At 63.5% G+C, this 17,029-nt stretch carries 17 protein-coding genes; 15 read left to right on the forward strand and 2 right to left on the reverse strand.

What is annotated here, in order from left to right:
• Window positions 1-344: 344 nt before the first annotated feature.
• Window positions 345-590, forward strand: coding sequence for a hypothetical protein (locus ACPWR9_RS03035; protein ID WP_426296528.1), 246 nt, complete (start codon window positions 345-347; stop codon window positions 588-590).
• A 70-nt stretch (window positions 591-660) separates the two neighbouring features.
• Here ACPWR9_RS03035 and ACPWR9_RS03040 read toward each other — a convergent pair whose 3' ends face one another.
• Window positions 661-1,842: a diguanylate cyclase gene (locus ACPWR9_RS03040; protein ID WP_426296527.1), complete on the reverse strand. Its 1,182-nt coding sequence runs from the start codon at window positions 1,840-1,842 to the stop codon at window positions 661-663.
• A 392-nt stretch (window positions 1,843-2,234) separates the two neighbouring features.
• Between ACPWR9_RS03040 and ACPWR9_RS03045 the strand changes: the two genes are divergently transcribed.
• From ACPWR9_RS03045 to ACPWR9_RS03055, 3 genes are all read left to right on the forward strand, one after another.
• Entirely contained in the window at window positions 2,235-3,158 is a 924-nt protein-coding gene (locus ACPWR9_RS03045) for a DMT family transporter (RefSeq protein WP_426296526.1), read from the forward strand.
• A 129-nt stretch (window positions 3,159-3,287) separates the two neighbouring features.
• Window positions 3,288-4,106 carry a helix-turn-helix domain-containing protein gene (locus ACPWR9_RS03050; RefSeq protein WP_426296525.1) on the forward strand — a complete coding sequence of 273 codons (819 nt, stop codon included), beginning with the start codon at window positions 3,288-3,290 and terminating at the stop codon, window positions 4,104-4,106.
• 588 nt (window positions 4,107-4,694) lie between these two features.
• A complete protein-coding gene (locus ACPWR9_RS03055; protein WP_426296524.1) occupies window positions 4,695-5,072 on the forward strand; it encodes a helix-turn-helix domain-containing protein in 378 nt (125 codons plus the stop codon).
• A gap of 51 nt (window positions 5,073-5,123) precedes the next feature.
• Here the strand turns inward: ACPWR9_RS03055 and ACPWR9_RS03060 are convergent, their stop codons facing one another.
• Window positions 5,124-5,960, reverse strand: coding sequence for an alpha/beta fold hydrolase (locus ACPWR9_RS03060; RefSeq protein ID WP_426296523.1), 837 nt, complete (start codon window positions 5,958-5,960; stop codon window positions 5,124-5,126).
• A gap of 172 nt (window positions 5,961-6,132) precedes the next feature.
• Between ACPWR9_RS03060 and ACPWR9_RS03065 the strand changes: the two genes are divergently transcribed.
• The 11 genes from ACPWR9_RS03065 to ACPWR9_RS03115 all read left to right on the forward strand — a co-directional run bounded on the left by ACPWR9_RS03065 (window position 6,133) and on the right by ACPWR9_RS03115 (window position 17,029).
• Complete coding sequence (locus ACPWR9_RS03065) at window positions 6,133-6,684, forward strand: YaeQ family protein (protein WP_426296522.1); 552 nt, start codon at window positions 6,133-6,135, stop codon at window positions 6,682-6,684.
• Between the two features lie 142 nt (window positions 6,685-6,826).
• Window positions 6,827-7,771 (forward strand): 2-hydroxyacid dehydrogenase, encoded by a 945-nt coding sequence (locus tag ACPWR9_RS03070; protein WP_426296641.1) that lies wholly within the window; start codon window positions 6,827-6,829, stop codon window positions 7,769-7,771.
• Window positions 7,772-7,829: 58 nt separating this feature from the next.
• Window positions 7,830-8,765 carry a hydroxymethylglutaryl-CoA lyase gene (locus ACPWR9_RS03075; RefSeq protein ID WP_426296520.1) on the forward strand — a complete coding sequence of 312 codons (936 nt, stop codon included), beginning with the start codon at window positions 7,830-7,832 and terminating at the stop codon, window positions 8,763-8,765.
• 25 nt (window positions 8,766-8,790) lie between these two features.
• Window positions 8,791-9,309 carry a YbaK/EbsC family protein gene (locus tag ACPWR9_RS03080; protein ID WP_426296519.1) on the forward strand — a complete coding sequence of 173 codons (519 nt, stop codon included), beginning with the start codon at window positions 8,791-8,793 and terminating at the stop codon, window positions 9,307-9,309.
• Between the two features lie 63 nt (window positions 9,310-9,372).
• Window positions 9,373-9,810 carry a thioesterase family protein gene (locus tag ACPWR9_RS03085; protein ID WP_150679799.1) on the forward strand — a complete coding sequence of 146 codons (438 nt, stop codon included), beginning with the start codon at window positions 9,373-9,375 and terminating at the stop codon, window positions 9,808-9,810.
• On the forward strand, window positions 9,807-10,067 hold the full coding sequence (locus ACPWR9_RS03090) for a DUF1289 domain-containing protein (protein ID WP_426296518.1): 261 nt from the start codon (window positions 9,807-9,809) through the stop codon (window positions 10,065-10,067). The genes ACPWR9_RS03085 and ACPWR9_RS03090 overlap by 4 nt, the downstream gene beginning before the upstream one ends.
• A 73-nt stretch (window positions 10,068-10,140) precedes the next feature.
• Window positions 10,141-10,617 (forward strand): MaoC family dehydratase, encoded by a 477-nt coding sequence (locus ACPWR9_RS03095; protein WP_426296517.1) that lies wholly within the window; start codon window positions 10,141-10,143, stop codon window positions 10,615-10,617.
• Between the two features lie 11 nt (window positions 10,618-10,628).
• The gene (locus ACPWR9_RS03100) at window positions 10,629-11,546 is read left to right on the forward strand and encodes an MBL fold metallo-hydrolase (RefSeq protein ID WP_426296640.1); all 918 of its coding nucleotides are present in this window, start codon (window positions 10,629-10,631) and stop codon (window positions 11,544-11,546) included.
• A 466-nt stretch (window positions 11,547-12,012) separates the two neighbouring features.
• Window positions 12,013-12,960 (forward strand): NAD(P)H-dependent flavin oxidoreductase, encoded by a 948-nt coding sequence (locus ACPWR9_RS03105; protein ID WP_426296516.1) that lies wholly within the window; start codon window positions 12,013-12,015, stop codon window positions 12,958-12,960.
• Window positions 12,961-13,358: 398 nt separating this feature from the next.
• Complete coding sequence (locus ACPWR9_RS03110; RefSeq protein ID WP_426296515.1) at window positions 13,359-15,146, forward strand: hypothetical protein; 1,788 nt, start codon at window positions 13,359-13,361, stop codon at window positions 15,144-15,146.
• Window positions 15,143-17,029 (forward strand): hypothetical protein, encoded by a 1,887-nt coding sequence (locus ACPWR9_RS03115; protein WP_426296514.1) that lies wholly within the window; start codon window positions 15,143-15,145, stop codon window positions 17,027-17,029. The genes ACPWR9_RS03110 and ACPWR9_RS03115 overlap by 4 nt, the downstream gene beginning before the upstream one ends.

Here is a 17,029-nt window from a genome sequence, read left to right on the forward strand (position 1 = left end):
CGTGTCATGGCCGGATGGAGAGTCATCCCTCCCTGCTGTTACGAGGCATCGCTCTCACGCGTCGAAGCCGTACCGCCGCCAGTGTTTCAGGCGGCGGAGCGCGCGCCCACAGCCTCGTATTGCCCACGCGTTGCATCAGACAACCCGACGCCTCGATTTTCGGATCGCGTGTTCGTCAGCCAGCATTTGTGCCATGCGCACCCGGCTGCGAATTCGCCATGCACTCTCTTCCGAGCGATCTCGTGCGTATGTGGTCACGCACGCCCGCGTTATCGCGTGGGCGCCCGGCATGTGCCTACCCGCGCAACATGTCCGCCGTATTCGTAAAAGAGAAGATTGCTGTCATGAACACCGACTCAGAACGCATTACCGTCACCCTGACGCTGCACCCGAACGACCTGAAGCAACTCGACCGAGCCTGCCACCGCGTGGGTATGAAGCGCGAAGATTTCTGCGTCCTGGCGACGCACCTGGAAGGCTCACGCGTCCTCAATGGCGAAGGGCTGGCAACGTTGGCGCGCCCGTTCGGCTTCGCCGCCGCCATTCCGGCAGCATTGCGCTCAGCGTTCTCGCGCCTTTGCGTGCGCTGATCGAGCGCATTTCGAGTGCTGCCCCAGTGCCAAGCCTGCGCTGACTGAGCGCCGCGCCCAGTCAGCGATCCTAGGCGTTCAGTTCGAACACCACCATGCCGTCGCGCCCATCACGTTTGGCGCGATAGAGCGCACGGTCAGCCTGTTGCAGCCACGCCTGCGGCGAGTCGAACCCCGTCGAGAACGGCACGAGACCGATACTCACGGTGCACTCTGCCAGCGACAGCGTCTGACCATCGGTGACCGGCATTTGCATCTGCAACTGGGCTTCGGCCTGCGCCACGCGTGCGCGCAGGTCGGCCAGCAGGTGATGCATCAGGTCCTGCCCAGCGACGGCACCGGTGTTCACCAGTACCGCGCCGAACTCTTCGCCACCGTACCGGCCCACCGCATCGATGTCGCGCAGCCGTTGCCGCAGCAACCCTGAAAAACGACGCAATGCCGTGTCGCCCGCGGCATGACCCAAGGTGTCGTTGATGCGCTTGAAGTGGTCGAGGTCCATCAGCACCAGACACGCGGGCTGTCCCGTCGCCATGCAGTGCGTGTGAATATCCGCGAGACGCTGTTCCCACGCACGTCGGTTCAACAGCCCTGTCAGGCCATCGTGTTGCGACAGATATTCCATCTCGCGCGAGCGCTGTGCGAGCTTCTGCGCGAGATCGTAGGTCACCTTCCCCAGCGCGATGGGATAGAGGATGATCATCGGCAAACAAGTCATCACATTGACCGTGTCCGACGCGGGGGCCCATACAAAGCCCACTAGCGCGATACCGACCAACACGCCCGCCACGTTCGCGAGCACCCCCTGCAAGAACAACTTCACGCCGCCCGCGCCGATGTTATCCATCGACATCATCGCCAGCACGACCACACTCGGCAGCAGATTGAAGTGCATCGCCGCGACCCAGAACCCACCGAACACGGAATCGATCAACAGGTTCGCCCGCTCGGCGCGATACGGCACCGGACGCGAAAGCGCCAACGCGCACGCCACGTGCGGCCAGACAAATCCATTGAAGATGAGCAGTACCCAAAGCCAGGATCCGATGGCCGGGTCGTGACGGTAGAAGACGCCCGCGACACAGAAGAACCCGATCCCGAGGCCAATGGTGCGCAGGCGGTAGATGCGGCGCACGAAGCGCTTGCCCTTGCCTGCGACGGAAGAATCGACACCGAAAGAAGACGATGCAGCGCGACGCTGCTGCGAGCCGTCGGCATGCGCCGTCCGACCTTGTTGACTCACTGACACCATGCTGCTCCGATCACCTGTCACGAAACGCGCACGATGCGAGCGCACCGTGGAGCGGCAGATGGCCGCGGACTCGGCGCCCAGCGCCTCACACGCGATCTCCATCCCCGCATCGCGCCATTCTACCTGCGCGGCATGACACGCGGCAGGCGATCGAGAGATAAACGTCGCGTCTTAAACCACGTATCATTTGTCCTAAATTCGCTATCTCGCAAACGCCCGCCAGGCGGACAATTCGCCCCATACCGTGCGGCATGCCCGGTGTCGCCAGGGCGCAGGTTCATCGGCACGCCCGCCCAACGGCACCGCTGACCACATTGCCAGACCTTTGTCCTACGGCGCTGCGCCGTCCGATCTTCCTGCCGGTCAGCCGACCGGCAACCCACTGCCAACTCATGTTTAATTTCATCTTGCCGTTGACCGCCGTGCTCATCTGGTCGGCCAACGTGATCGTCAACAAGCTCGCTGTCGGTCACATCTTTCCCGCCGAAATCGCGTTTCTGCGCTGGTTCGCTGCCGGGCTCATCCTTACGCCGTTCGCGCTGCCAGTCCTCTGGCGTCAACGCAAATTGTTTCTCCCCCATCTGCCGCAGTACGCGACGCTCGGTGTGTTGGGCATGGCGATCTATCAAGGCCTCGCCTACTCGGCGGCACACTATACGAGCGCGACGAACATGGGAATCATTCTGTCGCTGCTGCCGCTCACCACACTCACGCTGGCCGTCGTTGTGTTGGGCGACGTGCTGACGGCGGGTGCCATCGCCGGTGGCCTGCTGTCCATCTTCGGCGTGCTGCTTGTCGTGGGTCACGGGTCGGTCATGCATCTCGCCGATCAAGGCATCGGTATCGGCGATGCGATGATGGTGATCGCGATGCTCGCTTACGCCATTTACTGCGTGCTGCTTCGCAAGTGGCGTCTGCCGCTGGCACCGTTGCCGTCGCTTTACGCGCAAATCACCTGCGCCGTCATCGCGCTGCTGCCCTTCTATCTGATGTCGCAGAAGGCCGGGGTGTCGATGGATAACCTGCCTGAACTGGCCTTCGCCACAATTCCCGTCTCGATCGCAGCGCCGTTCATCTGGATGATCGGTGTCGCCCGAATCGGTCCGCGCCGCGCCACCGTCGTGATCAATCTCGTACCGATTTTCACCGCACTGATCGCCGCGTTCGGTCTCGGCGAACACCTCGCGCCTTACCACTTGCTGGGCGGCGCACTGATTCTCGCAGGCGTCGCGTTAGGCGAGTGCTGGCACCTCCCGATCCGAAAAGCGCGAGAACTGACGCAGAAACTACAAGAGGACTTGGGAAGCGTCCGATAAATTTTGTGCGCATAAAGTGGCCCACTCTTTATAGAGGGCCACCTGTCACGCATGGCGAGGAGAGCGATATAACGTCGCAAGACGCGGGGGGATTGATTAGGCTGTGTGACTCGTCAACGGAGTTCCGCCATGCAAACGAACCCACTCGCGCTGTTTGGAGACCATCTGGCGCACTTGCGTAAAGCACGTGGCTGGTCGCAGGAAAAGCTGGCACTCGAAAGCGGTTTGGCCCGGTCGTACGTCAGTGGTATCGAGCGCGGCCGCCGCAATGTTGCACTCGTGAATATCTGCGTGCTCGCCGACACCCTGGGCGTGCCCACGTCCGAGATGCTTCGATTCTCGCAAATGCCCGCCGGTACCGACGCGAGCACCACGACCACAGAGCGCACGCCGCTGCCGCAAATCAGCCGTTCGCTCGGGCGGCTCGAAAACCGCGACCAAGTCTGGCTCGCTGAAATCATCCGCAGTCTGAGTTCCCGTTTGAGTCACGCCGGGGCACCGGTCCACGCATCGCACGTTTTGCATGGCGACGACTCGAGTCCAAATCGCAGCTTCGACACAACGCACGGGAGCCCCCTTGTGAGCGCCTGCCCCGCCGACGCTCATCGGCGCGAGGCGATGGACGAAGACGAGTGCGATGACGGCATTGGCAACGAAAACCTCAGTGCAGCCGCGGATACCGACAGTGCAAATCCTCTCGCGAGCGGCGACGAGCATCGCAACGCGCACATCGAACCACGCTTCGACAATCGCTACGCGGCCTCACTTCACCCCACCCCATCCGAGCGCGCGCTACCGTCGGGCGAGATCGCACCGCACGTGCGTGAGCCCGAAGCCGAACCCTCGGCCATTCACGAGGGCCCCCGCTTTTCCGATACAACGACACCGTCTGCCGACAACGTCAGCCACGACGCGTCGCATCGCTCGCCCGCCATCGACGAGGAATGATCGACCGCACGGCAAGCGGCACATAGGACATCGCGCAAAGTCGGTTCGCATGACGACGGCTTCGCGCGATGTTTCGTCTTATTGGCGTGTCGGCACAAAGACGGCAATCGTCGCACTTCCGGCACGTCGACGCGACTGACCAGCGAAATCGTTCGACAGCGCGCCTCGTCCGAAAACACACAGCGTCGCGCCCTGCATCGAGACCGAGATTTCTCGCGTTCACCGCGTATCAAAACCCATTCGCATTGCGCAACATCAGATACGGCGCGTTGGCACTGAGTGACATCCCGAAAGCCGACAAAGAGAGTCATCTCCCGACGTCTTAGGCGTCTCGCGATGTCACACTTCGCGTTTCTCATTGACCGGAAGGGCGACTACGCGAGTCACAGAACGAATGTGGCACTACGCAGCGTAGCGTGACGTCTGCTTTCGGAACCCCGCACTGCTTGTGCCTTCTCCGAAAGTCAGCTCCGAGACGACGTTGCACACTATGCAACTCGTACCTCGCGACCGGGTATACCCAAGAGGCCGTCCCCGATGCCGGTTTTTTGCTTCAATCTTCCTGTCCCCAACAAGGAATTCTTTAGTATGGACTCCAATTTATTCAGATTCGGCAGGCACCTAGCCGGCTTACGCAAGAAGTACAACTGGGCGCAAGACAAGCTCGCACTGGAAAGTGGACTCGCCCGTTCGTATCTCAGTGGTGTGGAGCGCGGCAAACGCAACATTTCGCTGCGCAATATTTGCATTCTGGCCGACACGCTCGGCTTGCCCCCGCACGAATTGCTCGCGTTCGACGGTGCTCATGGGACCGCAGCCGACGGCTCGATGTCCGCACCTTGCGACCCGTATCCGTCGCTCAACCGCGCCATGCAGAAATTATCGGATCGCGATCAGGCGTGGATGGCCGATCTGGTCCGCACGCTCAGCCTGCGACTGGGGCATGGCATGTTGCGTGACGAGTAAGGGATTCGATGTTGAATGCAGGGCGTGGGCGCGTTGGCCGATCCGGTGGCTTCAGTCATTCCCGAGGAACGCATCCACGGCACGATGAAAAGCGATCGGATTGGCCAGATTCATGCCATGCGAGGCGTCCTGAATCAACATACGACGCGCTTCCGGCATGGCATGCGCCAACGCATTGAGCACATCCGGATAGGGTGCCGGGCTCTCGGCCCCACCCATGAGCAGCACGGGGGCGTGCAACGCGCCCAGTGCGTCGATCGGTAACGGAGTGCGCGGCTCTGCCACCTGCCCAATCAGCGTGCGCGCGTTATCTCTCACCATCTGTTTGAACCAAGGCACCATGCGGCGCCATGTGTCAGGGCCACTAACCGTGTCGATGAAGATCGCGAGTCCGCCATCGATATCGCCAGCTTCAATGGCGGCCAGCGCCGTTTCGCGGAAATTGCCACGTTCGCTGTCCAGCGGCACTTGAATCGGGCCGCCGCTGATTTCCACGCCCGGGTCCGCCAGAATCAACGACCGCACCGTGTCGGGCGCCAGCAGCGCGGTGCGCAGCGCGACATAGCCGCCGCGCGAGTGACCCAACACATGCACCGGGCCGACATCCAACGCCGTGATGAACGCGGCGAGATCTTCCGCATGCTGCTCGCCGGAGAACGTGCCGTCGTGCCCGTCCCACGCTTCGGGCCAGTAGTGTCGCAAGCTCACCGAGATGACGCGTCGGCGTTGCCCCAGCGGCGCCATGTTCGGCTTGAAATAGCGTAGATCGCAAAGCGAGCCGTGAACCAGCACAAGGGGTGCACCGACGGCGTCGGCGGGTGCGGGCGTTTCGACATACGCCATCGGGTAGCCGTTGACGTCGATCGTTTGCGGAGTAGGGGCCGGCATGGGGGGTGACACTTATGGTGAGACGGGCTCGCCAGTATACCGAGCTTGTTGCGAGCTTGTTGCGAGCTTGCCGCCGCCATGCTGCGGCGCGACAAGGCCGGCGGCGCCAGTCCGGCCGCCGCAAGACGCTGGTGTATCCTTGCGACTTTCCTCATTCCTGCGGCACCACGTCATGGCACTCAAAGCCACCATTTATAAGGCCGAGGTGCAAATCACCGACCTCGATCGCCATTACTACGCCACGCATAACCTGACCCTCGCGCGCCATCCGTCGGAAACCGACGAGCGCATGATGGTGCGTCTGCTCGCCTTCATGCTCTACGCGGCAGAGCGCCTGTCGTTCGGCAAGGGCATCTCGACGGCGGATGAACCGGATCTGTGGGAGCTCGATTACGGCGACGACATCGTGCGCTGGATCGATGTCGGCCAACCCGACGCGCGCCGCCTCATCAAGGCCGCCGGTCGCGCCGAGCACGTCGATGTGATCGCTTACGGCGGCAAACCCGCCGCCATCTGGTGGCAAGCGACCGAGAAAGAAATCACGCGTTTGTCGAACCTGACTGTGCGCATGCTCGACGAAGCATCGGCCGAAGCGCTCACCGCCCTCGCCTCGCGCACCATGCGCCTGCAATGCACGATTCAGGACGGCGAAGTCTGGATCGCCGACGATAACCACAATTTCGCCGTCAGCCTCTCCACACTGCGCGAAGCCAAGCAGGACTGAGCCCGGGATGGGGTGCGCCCGACTACGCGGGGTAACACAAGCTGCGTTACACTTGACGTTAACGTAAATCGAGTGAACCCGTCCGCGCGATGCCGCGCGGCGGCTTTGCTGCCTCGCCAGCCTCGTGCCTTCCCCGCCACTCATGGACATCCTGATCTTTTCGCCCGACGGCAAGACCGCCCCCTATGAAACGGGCCTCGCCGAACACCTGCCGCACGCCAACATCCGCGCCTGGCAACCGGGCGACAGCGCTCCGGCCGACTACCTTGTGCTCTGGAAGCCGAACGCCGAGGTGCTGCAACCTCGCGAGCGCCTGAAAGCCATCTTCAACATGGGCGCCGGTGTCGACGGCGTACTGGGCACGCGCGGCGAAGGCGCCGAACGCCTGCCCGCCGGTGTGCCGCTCGTGCGTCTCGAAGACGCGGGCATGGCCGATCAGATGGCGCAGTACGTCAGCGCCGCCGCCTTGCGTTATTTCCGCCGTCTCGACGAGTTCGGTGCGCAACAAACGCAAGATCAATGGAAATTTCTCAAACCGAATCGTCTCGCCGACTTCCCCGTTGCGGTGCTCGGCTACGGCACGCTCGGCGCGCACGTGGCGAAAGCCCTCGCGAGCTTCGGTTTCCCCGTACGTGCGTGGAGCCGCAGCCAGCGTAGCGACGAGAGTGGCATCGCGCTGTATCACGGCGATACGGGCTTCGACGCCTGCGTCACCGGCGCGCGCATTCTCGTCAATCTGTTGCCGCTCACGCCGCAAACGGTCGACGTCCTGAACGCAAAGCTGTTCGCCAAGCTGGCGCTGGGTGCGTTCTTGATTAACGTGGCGCGCGGCGCGCATCTGATCGACGCCGACTTGCTCGCCGCGCTCGATAGCGGACAAATCGCCGGCGCCACGCTCGACGTATTCCGCACCGAGCCGCTACCGGCAGACCATCCGTTCTGGCGCGCGCCCCGCGTGACCATCACGCCGCATATTTCCGCCCTCACACTGCGCGACGAAACGGTGGCGCAGATCGCCGGGAAAATCGCCGCGCTCGAGCGTGGCGAAACGATTACGGGCATCGTCGACCTGACGCGCGGCTACTAATACCCGCAACGTCACGCGCGCCGAGCCCGGCCAGGACAACACCGAGGAGACACCCACAATGACTCAGCCTCAACTGCCGCAACGCGTGAAAGTGGTCGAAGTCGGCCCGCGCGACGGACTCCAGAACGAGAAGCAACTCGTGCCCGCCGACATCAAGATCGCGCTCGTCGATCAACTGTCGGCCGCCGGGTTCGCCAATGTCGAGACGACCTCGTTCGTCTCGCCGAAGTGGGTGCCGCAGATGGCCGACGGCGCCGAGGTGATGGCGGGTATCACGCGCCGCCCCGGCACGATCTACTCGGTGCTCACGCCGAACATGCGCGGTTTCGAAGCCGCTGTTGCCGCAGGCGCCGACGAAGTGGTGATCTTCGGTGCAGCGAGCGAAGCCTTCTCGCAACGCAATATCAACTGTTCGATTGAAGAGAGCATCGCGCGCTTCGCCCCGGTGGCACAGGCGGCCAAAGACGCGGGGCTGCGCCTGCGCGGCAGTATCTCCTGCGCACTCGGCTGCCCGTATCAAGGTGAAGTGCCGGTCGCGAGCGTGGTCGATGTCGTGCAACGCATGGCGGCACTGGGCTGCGACGAGATCGATATCGCCGACACCATCGGCGTGGGCACGCCGACCCGCACACGCGAAGTGATGGAAGCCTGCGCACGCGCGTTCCCGATCGAGCGCCTGTCCGGCCACTTCCACGACACTTACGGGCAAGCGACGGCCAACATCTACGCCGCACTGCTCTCGGGCATTTCGATTTTCCACTCGTCGGTCGCGGGCCTCGGCGGTTGCCCCTATGCGAAGGGCGCGACCGGTAACGTCGCCACCGAAGACGTGCTCTATCTGCTGCAAGGACTGGGCATCGAGACGGGCATCGACCTGGACGCCGTGGTGCGCACGGGCGATTTCATTTCGAAGGCCATTGGCCGCACCAACGCCTCGCGTGTGGGTCGCGCGATGCTTGCCAAAATGCAAGACGCCGCGTCCGCAGCGGCCTGACCGCCCGGAGACTCCCCCGACCGCCATGAGCCAGACACCGCATATCTCTGCTGCTGCCGACGAACACGACCTGCCCGAAGGCGCCCGCCACGTCGCGCGCCTGTTGGCGGGCATGGGACACGATCAACCGATCGTGCTGCTGCCCGCCACGGGCAAGACCTCTGCCGAAGCCGCTGCCGGACTGGGCTGCGAAGTCGCGCAGATCGCCAAGTCGATCATCTTCCGCCGCGCCGACGACGACACGCCAGTGCTGGTCATCGCAAGCGGCGTGAATCGTGTGGACGAAAAGAAGGTCGCCGCGCAAGTGGGCAAACTCGCGCGCGCCGATGCCAAGTTCGTCAAAGAGAAGACGGGCTATTCGATCGGCGGCGTGAGCCCGATCGGCCATGTCGTCTCGCCGGTCACGCTGATCGACGAAGACTTGCTCAAACTGGCCAGCCTTTGGGCCGCCGCCGGACACCCGCATGCAGTGTTCAACCTGACGCCGAAGCAACTCGTCGCGATGACCGGCGCCCCGGTCGTCGACGTCGCATTGCGCGACTGAACGCCGCCGCGTCCCGGCGGTGCGTCACGCAGCAACACCACATCATCGAAAAGGAGACCTGCCATGCCGAGCCCGGAACTTGTCGCTGGCCTGACATTCGAGTGGACCTACCGTGTGCCGAAGAAGGCCGTGGTGCCCGAGCTCTACGACGACGTGGAACTGTGTCGCGACATGCCCGCCGTGCTCGCTACCGGGTATCTCGCTGGCATTCTCGAGTGCGCATGTCTTCAGGCCATTCGCCCCTATCTCGACTGGCCGCGCGAACAATCGCTCGGCACGCTCGTCTCGTTCTCGCATCTCGCCGCAACGCCTGCGGGCGACACGCTACGCATTCACGGCAAGCTCATCGAGGTGAACGGCCGTCAACTGCGTTTCGAAGTCGCAGCGTGGGACGGCCTCGACAAAGTGAGCTCGGGTACGCACGAGCGTGTGATCGTCGATCAGGAACGTTTTCTGACCAAGCTACGCGAGAAAGCCGACAAGCTCGACTTGCCACTGTGACCGCCTATTCGCCTGCCGACACTGCGACGGACGACGTACCGTCGCCCTGCACCAACGTTTGCCGTATGAATCCGGCGACCGGCTGGTGTTCGGGCTGCTGGCGCACGCTCGCCGAAATTGCCGCATGGTCGACGATGGCTGCCGACGACAAACGGCGCGTGTGGTCGCTGCTGCCGCAACGCCGTGAAGAAAACGCCGAGCCGCCCGTCCTGCATCGCCGCGTGGAAGTGGGCGGCAGCGGCACCGGCGCCGCGTAGGGCCTGCTCCCCCTAACCCGCGCGCGCTCATTCGCTTTCTCATTCATTACGCAGGACCTTTTCATCACCGCTCATGGGAAAAATCGTCACTGTCGGCGAAACGTTTAGCGCTACGCACGCGTTCACGCCCGCATCGATCCGCGAGTTCTCCGCACTCGCTCACGACTTCAACCCCCTGCATCACGATGCCGAGTACGCGGCGGCCGATCCGCGTTTTGGCGGCCTGATTTCGTCGGGCACGCAGCAAATGTCGTATCTGGCTGCGCTGCTCGCAACGCACTACTCGAAGACGGCACAGCCGCTCGGGCTTGAGTTCGATATGAAGCTGCGGCGTGCGGTACGCGCGGGCGACGACATCACCGTGCGCTGGACGGTCACCGACAGCCAGTGGAAGGAGAAGCTCGCGGGCGACATCGTCTCGCTCGACGGCGAGGCAGTGAATCAGCGCGGCGAGACGGTCATTGCCGCCACGGCGAAGATTCTCGTGTGCGCGAAACCTGCCGCAGGCACACAAACGGGCACCGAGACGCGCCCCGAGACCCGCTCATGACGTCCCCCGCCTTGCCTGCTCTGCCCAGTAGCCTGCGCGTGTTCGAGCGCGGGTGGCTGTCCTCGAACAACATTCTGTTTCTCGGCGACGAACCTGCGCTGGTCGACAGTGGCTACGTCTCGCATGCGGCGCAAACGCTGGCCCTCGTCCAACACGCATTACCGCCCGGGCAACCGCTTGCACGCCTGATCAATACGCACCTGCATTCCGACCATTGCGGTGGCAACGCGGCCTTGCAGGCGCACTACGGTTGCCGCACGTGGGTACCGGCGGCCGAAGCCGATCCGGTCCGGCATTGGGATGAGGCGCGTCTGTCGTACCGTGCAACGGGTCAGCAATGCGCACGCTTCGCCTTCGACGAGACCCTCTCTCCGGGCGACACCGTGCCCCTCGGCGAGCGCGAATGGCTCGTGCTCGGTGCCCCGGGACACGATCCGCATGCGCTCATGCTCTACAGCGCCGCCGACGCCATCCTGATTTCGGCCGACGCTTTGTGGGAACGCGGCTTCGGCGTGATCTTCCCGGAACTCGACGGCGAGTCGGGATTCGCCGAGCAAGCCGCCGTGCTCGATCTCATCGAGCAACTGGAGGTCTCGCTGGTGATCCCGGGGCACGGCAAGCCCTTCACCGACGTCGACGGCGCACTCGCCGCCGCGCGCAGTCGGCTCGACTATCTGCGTACCGACCCCGCGCGCAACGCCCGCAATGCGCTCAAGGTGCTGATCGTGTTCCGGCTGATGGCGGAAGGCGAGATGACGTGCGACGCGCTCAAGACCACGCTCGACACGGCGCGCGCATGGCGTGGCGCAGCCGCGATGCTCGCACCGCCCTCGGCATGGCCCGAACTGCTCGACACCCTCATCGCGGAATTGGCCAAGGCCGGTGCACTGCGGCACGACGCCGACGCAGGGAAGCTCTACGCGGTGTGAAGGGGCAGAACTGGCCGAGTGGACTGAGTGGGCCGAGTGGACTGAGCGGCCTCGCCGACGGCAGAAAAAAACAACGCCGCTTGCCGGTGAAGGCAAACGGCGTTTGAGGACGTGACGTGCCGGTCGAATGCAGCGGTCGCTAACGCGGCGCTCGTCCTGCGGCGCCTTGTTACCGGCACCGCGTGGCACGCGACTTCATCGTAGTCGGCGCGACCCGGCGCACCAAGAGGGCTTTCCCTGATGCTCGGCAAATCGTTCACCCGAGACCGATAAGCCAACGCGCCGCGCGCCGCACAATCCGAAGCTTTCTTCGAGTGTCCGCCTCGCGAGAGACAAACGAATCCCCCTATAATCGAACGATCGTTCGCGAAAATTTTCTGAAGGCACAACCGCCACCGGCATCGACAGCCAACGTGCCCACCGGCTTCGCTCCTGCACCCAGGAGCGCCCAGCACAAGGAGACTTCATGGCCCTTCCCAAGATTCTGCAAAACCTGGCGCTGCCCGTGGTGGCCTCGCCGATGTTCATCGTGAGCTACCCGGAATTGGTACTCGCGCAGTGCAAGGCTGGCATCGTCGGTTCGTTCCCTGCGCTCAATGCGCGCGAACCGCAGATTCTCGAAGACTGGCTCGCTCGCATCACCGAAGAGCTGGCGTCGTACAAAGCCGCGAACCCGGATGCCGTGGTCGGCCCGCTCGCCGTCAATCAGATCGTCCACCAATCGAACCAGCGCCTCGAACACGACGTGCGCGTATGCGTCGAGCATCGTGTGCCGATCTTCATTACCAGCCTGCGCGCCCCGCCGAAGGAAGTGCTCGATGCGGTGCATAGCTATGGCGGCATCGTGCTGCACGACGTCATCAACCTGCGCCACGCCAACAAGGCGCTGGAAGCGGGTGTCGACGGGCTGATTCTCGTCGCAGCGGGAGCCGGTGGTCATGCAGGCACGCTCTCCCCGTTCGCGCTCGTGGGCGAAGTGCGCAAAATTTTCGACGGCCCGATCGTGCTCTCGGGCTCGATCGCCAACGGCGGCTCGATTCTCGCGGCGCAAGCCATGGGCGCCGACCTCGCCTACATCGGCACGCGCTTCATTGCGTCGAGCGAAGCCAATGCGAGCGACGGCTACAAGCAAGCCATCGTCGACGCCAGCGCCAACGACATCGTCTACACGAATCTGTTCACGGGCGTGTCCGGCAACTACATCCGCCAGAGCATCGTCAACGCCGGCCTCGATCCGGATGACCTGCCGACCGCCGACAAGACCGCGATGAACTTCGCCAAAGCGAAAGCATGGAAAGACATCTGGGGTGCCGGGCAAGGCGTGGGGTTGATGGACGATGTGCGTCCTGCTGGCGAGATTGTGGCCCGTCTGAAACAGGAATACGACGAGACGCTGCAACGGCTTTCCCGCTAACCGGCCACTCACGAACAGAACGAAAACCACAGCGCGACCCTCAGGCCCGCAAGCCTGATCGTCGCGCCGGGACGAGTCTCTCAGGTCCGGGCTGCGCATGACGCGCGCGTCGCAGGTGCATTAGCGAACGCAACGCATGGGCAGCCCTTTCCTTTGGAGAGCTCACCATGCCGCACACACCTCACGTCGCTCACGTCGCTCATCGGCGTGCTATCGCTGCAACACCGCGTTACGGATTGCCCGCCGATGCGATGCGGCAGCCAACGCCCGCGATCCGGCCCCCTCGTCGCACAAGACCCCTCTCACACACAAATCGTCGGGCGCCCTCCGTCAGTTCGTGCGACCCATCGTATTCAACACGGGAGATATCGCGGGTCTCGTCCACCAGCGCTTGGCAGATGACGTGGACACTGATGCTCGTCGCCAACGTGGTGGCCGCCCTCGCGCTTCCCGCGCAAGCCCGTGTGCCGCGACGGCGCGACGACGATTCGCCACGGCACGATTTCGGCCCCGATGTCGCGCTCGCCGTGTCGATGCACACGGCAAGTGCCGCGCCCTCCGGCCCCGCCAACCTCACGAGGGCATGGCCCGATGTGATCGTCGAGCCCGTGTCGGTCGAGCTCGTCAAACACGAGTACAGCGTCGACGACATCCTGAAAGGCATTGCCTCCGGCCGCGCACCGTTTCGAAATCTCGGTGAGTCGATTGCGGATGCCTACACCGCACTCACCGGCAATGAAGTCGACGCCGACGTGCGGGAACAGCTGCGCAAAGGAACCGTCACTGCGGATCTCATCACCAGCATGCTGCCCACTGCGGCGCTCGGGCGTCTTACCGGGGAAGTCGCCCAAATACTTGCCGAACAGCATGCGGGCAAAACCGTCGAGAGCAGCCGTCTGACCTCTGTACTGCTCAATACCAACTTGCGAGGTATGGCGTCGCACTCGGGTCAGTCCGGCCCACGGCGCGCGCCAACGCACCACGAACTGTCCTTCGCCGATGAGGAAACACCGGCCGAGCCGGTAAGCGATACGCTGCGCGAAGCGTCGAAGGCGCAGGAGGTCGTGACGGGAGAGCACGCGCATTTACAAGGCTATGCGCAACCCCTCCCCGACAATGCGCTGCACGGCCGGCAGCGCAACGGGTTGGAGGGCGACGACACGCCACAGGGCATCATCATCGCGGGCGGCAACTATTTCATTCGCGGCTCGGGCGGCTATTACCGCATGCAGCACCAGAAAAGCAGCGGTCAGTGGCTTGTCGATGCGCCTGACGCCGGTAGGCCTCAGGTCCCCGTGACTTACGACGTGTCGACCGGCAAATGGCGGGCGAGTGCGGCCTTGCGACTGTGCGGCGGCGGGTGCGGTTCGAGCAAGGCGTCGTCGCAGCTGAGCAGCACCGACGACAGCATGCTCGGCTTGACCCTCGATCTGTCGAGCATTCGCGAACCCGAGGTGCGCCACGGCATTCAATCGGCTTTCGACGACCTGAGCGAGTTGCATCTGCTGCGTACCAATCGCGACGACCTGCGGCCACGGCGCGACAACTCGATCGTCGACGTCAGAGCCAGCTTATCGAACGGCATGCGCCGCATCGACCGTCACGCGCCACTGGTGGAGCAGCAACGCCAAGCGGCGAAATGTACGGCGCTCTACTATCTGGAACACCCGGATTCCGAGGCGTTTTGTCAGGAAAATGCCGAAGTGTTGTTTCACTTCATGCTCGCCAACGGCGTCCCGCCGAACCGCATTCGTATGATCACGTTGCGCCCGCGCAATCGTCCGCCGCATGTGATGGTGCTTTATACGGAATCAAAGCATGTCATACAGATGCTTCATTGGGCGACACCGCAACCGCCGGTGGACGGGCGCACCGACGGCATCACCGACCTGACGTTCGCGCAAGAGATCTTCGCCACACGTGAGAGCACACGGCTGCTCGACCCATGGGGCCGTACGAAGATGCAAACGTTCGAATGGGCGCAGTGCGAACACGACGTGCTCGATGCGTTGCAGTCGATGCTCGAAGATGCGGGGGCGCGCAATGGCGAGCCGTTCGCCGTATCGATCACCCGCCCGCTCGGCACACCCCGCACGAGTTCGAGCAGCCTGTCGTCGTCAGGCAGCACGCCATCGCGCAATCAGCCATCCGGCAGTAGCGCCGCCACGTCGAAGGACTCGGCATGATGAAGCGCACACCTCGGCGCGCGGAGCCTGCCGCACTTCGCTACGGGCTGCCGGCGCAATTGCCCAAGCGAGAACCGTCATTCGCCACAGCGTTGCGAGCCGCTCGGCAGACGACGGTGAAGCGCAACACGGCGCGGCACACCGGTCGGATTGAACCCCATACGGCGAATCAGCCGTCGCCTTCCCCGTCGATGCAACCGTCGATTCAACCCGCGATTCATACATCGTCGTGCCGATGGCCCATCGCGCTCACGTTGCTGTTCGTTGCGAATCTCGCCGTTTCCCTGCCGTCCACACGAGCGCGTCGGCCACTCGACACCGGCGAAGACGATGCGACAGCATCAGGCATTCAGATCAGGCCGCTAACGTCCGCCCCGTTGAAAACCGACTACAGCGCCAGCGACGTGCTTAAGGCATTGGCAAGCGGCGGTGCACCGTTCACGAACTTCGCGGCGTCGGTCGGCGAGGCTTATGCCGTCGCGACGGGAAACGACATCGCCGCGAAAACGCGCGAGCAACTGCGCGAGAGCATGCGTGTGTTGGACTATGCGACCAGCTTGATTCCCGGCGTGCAGTTGCTTCGCGTGCCCGGTGATGTGGCGAAGCTCATGTCCGATGAACTCGCAGGCAAGACACCGCACGTCGGCCGGATTGCCTCGGTACTCTGGAATTCGGATCTGAGAGGCATCGATGTGCCAAGCGAACCGCATCGGTCGACCATCGAATCCGCGCCTGTCGAGACTATCGCGCACATCGAGCCTGTCGAGTCCGTCGAGTCGGTGAAGTGGCGCCCCGTAGTGAAGTCACGACCCCGCCTTCGAACCGACGCCGACACCGCTGAACCGATTCAAGGGGAACGCGAGTTTCTGAAAGGCTATTCGCAATCGCTGCTCAGAACAGCGCCGCTCACACAGTTGCGGCACGGGCTCGTGCTGCGCGGCGGCCGCTTTTTCCTGCATGGCACCGACGGCTACTATCGCGTGCAGCGCGCAAAGACCGGCGATCACTGGTACGTCGACGCCCCACGTCCCGGCAAGCCTCAGGTGCCCCTGAGACTCGACCCTGCCACGGGTCAGTGGTACGCCTACGCGCCGCTGCGTCTGTGTGGTGGTGGTTGCTCACAAAGCCGACTGGGCACGCCGCACAGCGCCACGGACAGCATTGGCGGCTATGTGCTCAACCTAGTCGGCATTGCCGATACGCGGGTGCGTGACGCGATTCAGGAGGCGTTCGATACGCTCGGTGAATTACGGCTGCTGCGAAGCAATCGCCAAGACTTGCGGATGTTTCGCGATAACTCGATCACCGATATTCGCGAAGTGCTCGAGACAGGGTTACGCGAGATCGATCCGACGGCGCCCTTGTCCAAGCAGCAGCGCCGGGCAGCCGAGATGACGGCAATGTATTACCTTGAGCGCCCGGGTCTCGAAGCGTTCTGTCACGAGAATGCGGAGATCTTGCTCCACTTCATGCTGGTACGCGGCGTACCGAAGTCGCGGCTGCGCATGGTGACACTGCGCCCGCAGAACCGGCCCGCCCACGTCATGCTGCTTTACTCGGAGTCGCCCGTATTGATCAAGATGCTGGAGATGTCGACACCACAACCACCGGTCGAGGGACTGGTGGATGGCCTGACGCATCTGGAGTTTGCGCGCGCCATTCTGTCCTCGCGCTATCGCAGTCGCCTGTTCGATCCGTGGAGCCGAATCAAAATGGTGACGTTCGAGCGCGCGCGCAGCGAACGGGAAGTGAGCGACATGCTCGCGCCGACGCTCGAAGACGCGGGCTACCGGCGTGGCGAGCCCTATCGCATTTCCGTGACGCGGCCGCTGGGCAAGCCGCCACAAAGGCAGGCTGCCCAGCCAGCGCGCGACCGGCTTTGA

The sequence above is a fragment of the Pandoraea pneumonica genome (assembly GCF_049918595.1).
Classification (GTDB): domain Bacteria; phylum Pseudomonadota; class Gammaproteobacteria; order Burkholderiales; family Burkholderiaceae; genus Pandoraea; species Pandoraea pneumonica_A.

Bases quoted from the DNA above. Each gene is read 5' to 3' on its own strand.
- ACPWR9_RS03035 (WP_426296528.1), top strand. From the start codon at position 345: ATGAACACCGACTCAGAACGCATTACCGTCACCCTGACGCTGCACCCG.
- ACPWR9_RS03040 (WP_426296527.1), bottom strand. From the start codon at position 1,842: ATGGTGTCAGTGAGTCAACAAGGTCGGACGGCGCATGCCGACGGCTCG.
- ACPWR9_RS03045 (WP_426296526.1), top strand. From the start codon at position 2,235: ATGTTTAATTTCATCTTGCCGTTGACCGCCGTGCTCATCTGGTCGGCC.
- ACPWR9_RS03050 (WP_426296525.1), top strand. From the start codon at position 3,288: ATGCAAACGAACCCACTCGCGCTGTTTGGAGACCATCTGGCGCACTTG.
- ACPWR9_RS03055 (WP_426296524.1), top strand. From the start codon at position 4,695: ATGGACTCCAATTTATTCAGATTCGGCAGGCACCTAGCCGGCTTACGC.
- ACPWR9_RS03060 (WP_426296523.1), bottom strand. From the start codon at position 5,960: ATGCCGGCCCCTACTCCGCAAACGATCGACGTCAACGGCTACCCGATG.
- ACPWR9_RS03065 (WP_426296522.1), top strand. From the start codon at position 6,133: ATGGCACTCAAAGCCACCATTTATAAGGCCGAGGTGCAAATCACCGAC.
- ACPWR9_RS03070 (WP_426296641.1), top strand. From the start codon at position 6,827: ATGGACATCCTGATCTTTTCGCCCGACGGCAAGACCGCCCCCTATGAA.
- ACPWR9_RS03075 (WP_426296520.1), top strand. From the start codon at position 7,830: ATGACTCAGCCTCAACTGCCGCAACGCGTGAAAGTGGTCGAAGTCGGC.
- ACPWR9_RS03080 (WP_426296519.1), top strand. From the start codon at position 8,791: ATGAGCCAGACACCGCATATCTCTGCTGCTGCCGACGAACACGACCTG.
- ACPWR9_RS03085 (WP_150679799.1), top strand. From the start codon at position 9,373: ATGCCGAGCCCGGAACTTGTCGCTGGCCTGACATTCGAGTGGACCTAC.
- ACPWR9_RS03095 (WP_426296517.1), top strand. From the start codon at position 10,141: ATGGGAAAAATCGTCACTGTCGGCGAAACGTTTAGCGCTACGCACGCG.
- ACPWR9_RS03105 (WP_426296516.1), top strand. From the start codon at position 12,013: ATGGCCCTTCCCAAGATTCTGCAAAACCTGGCGCTGCCCGTGGTGGCC.
- ACPWR9_RS03110 (WP_426296515.1), top strand. From the start codon at position 13,359: ATGACGTGGACACTGATGCTCGTCGCCAACGTGGTGGCCGCCCTCGCG.
- ACPWR9_RS03115 (WP_426296514.1), top strand. From the start codon at position 15,143: ATGATGAAGCGCACACCTCGGCGCGCGGAGCCTGCCGCACTTCGCTAC.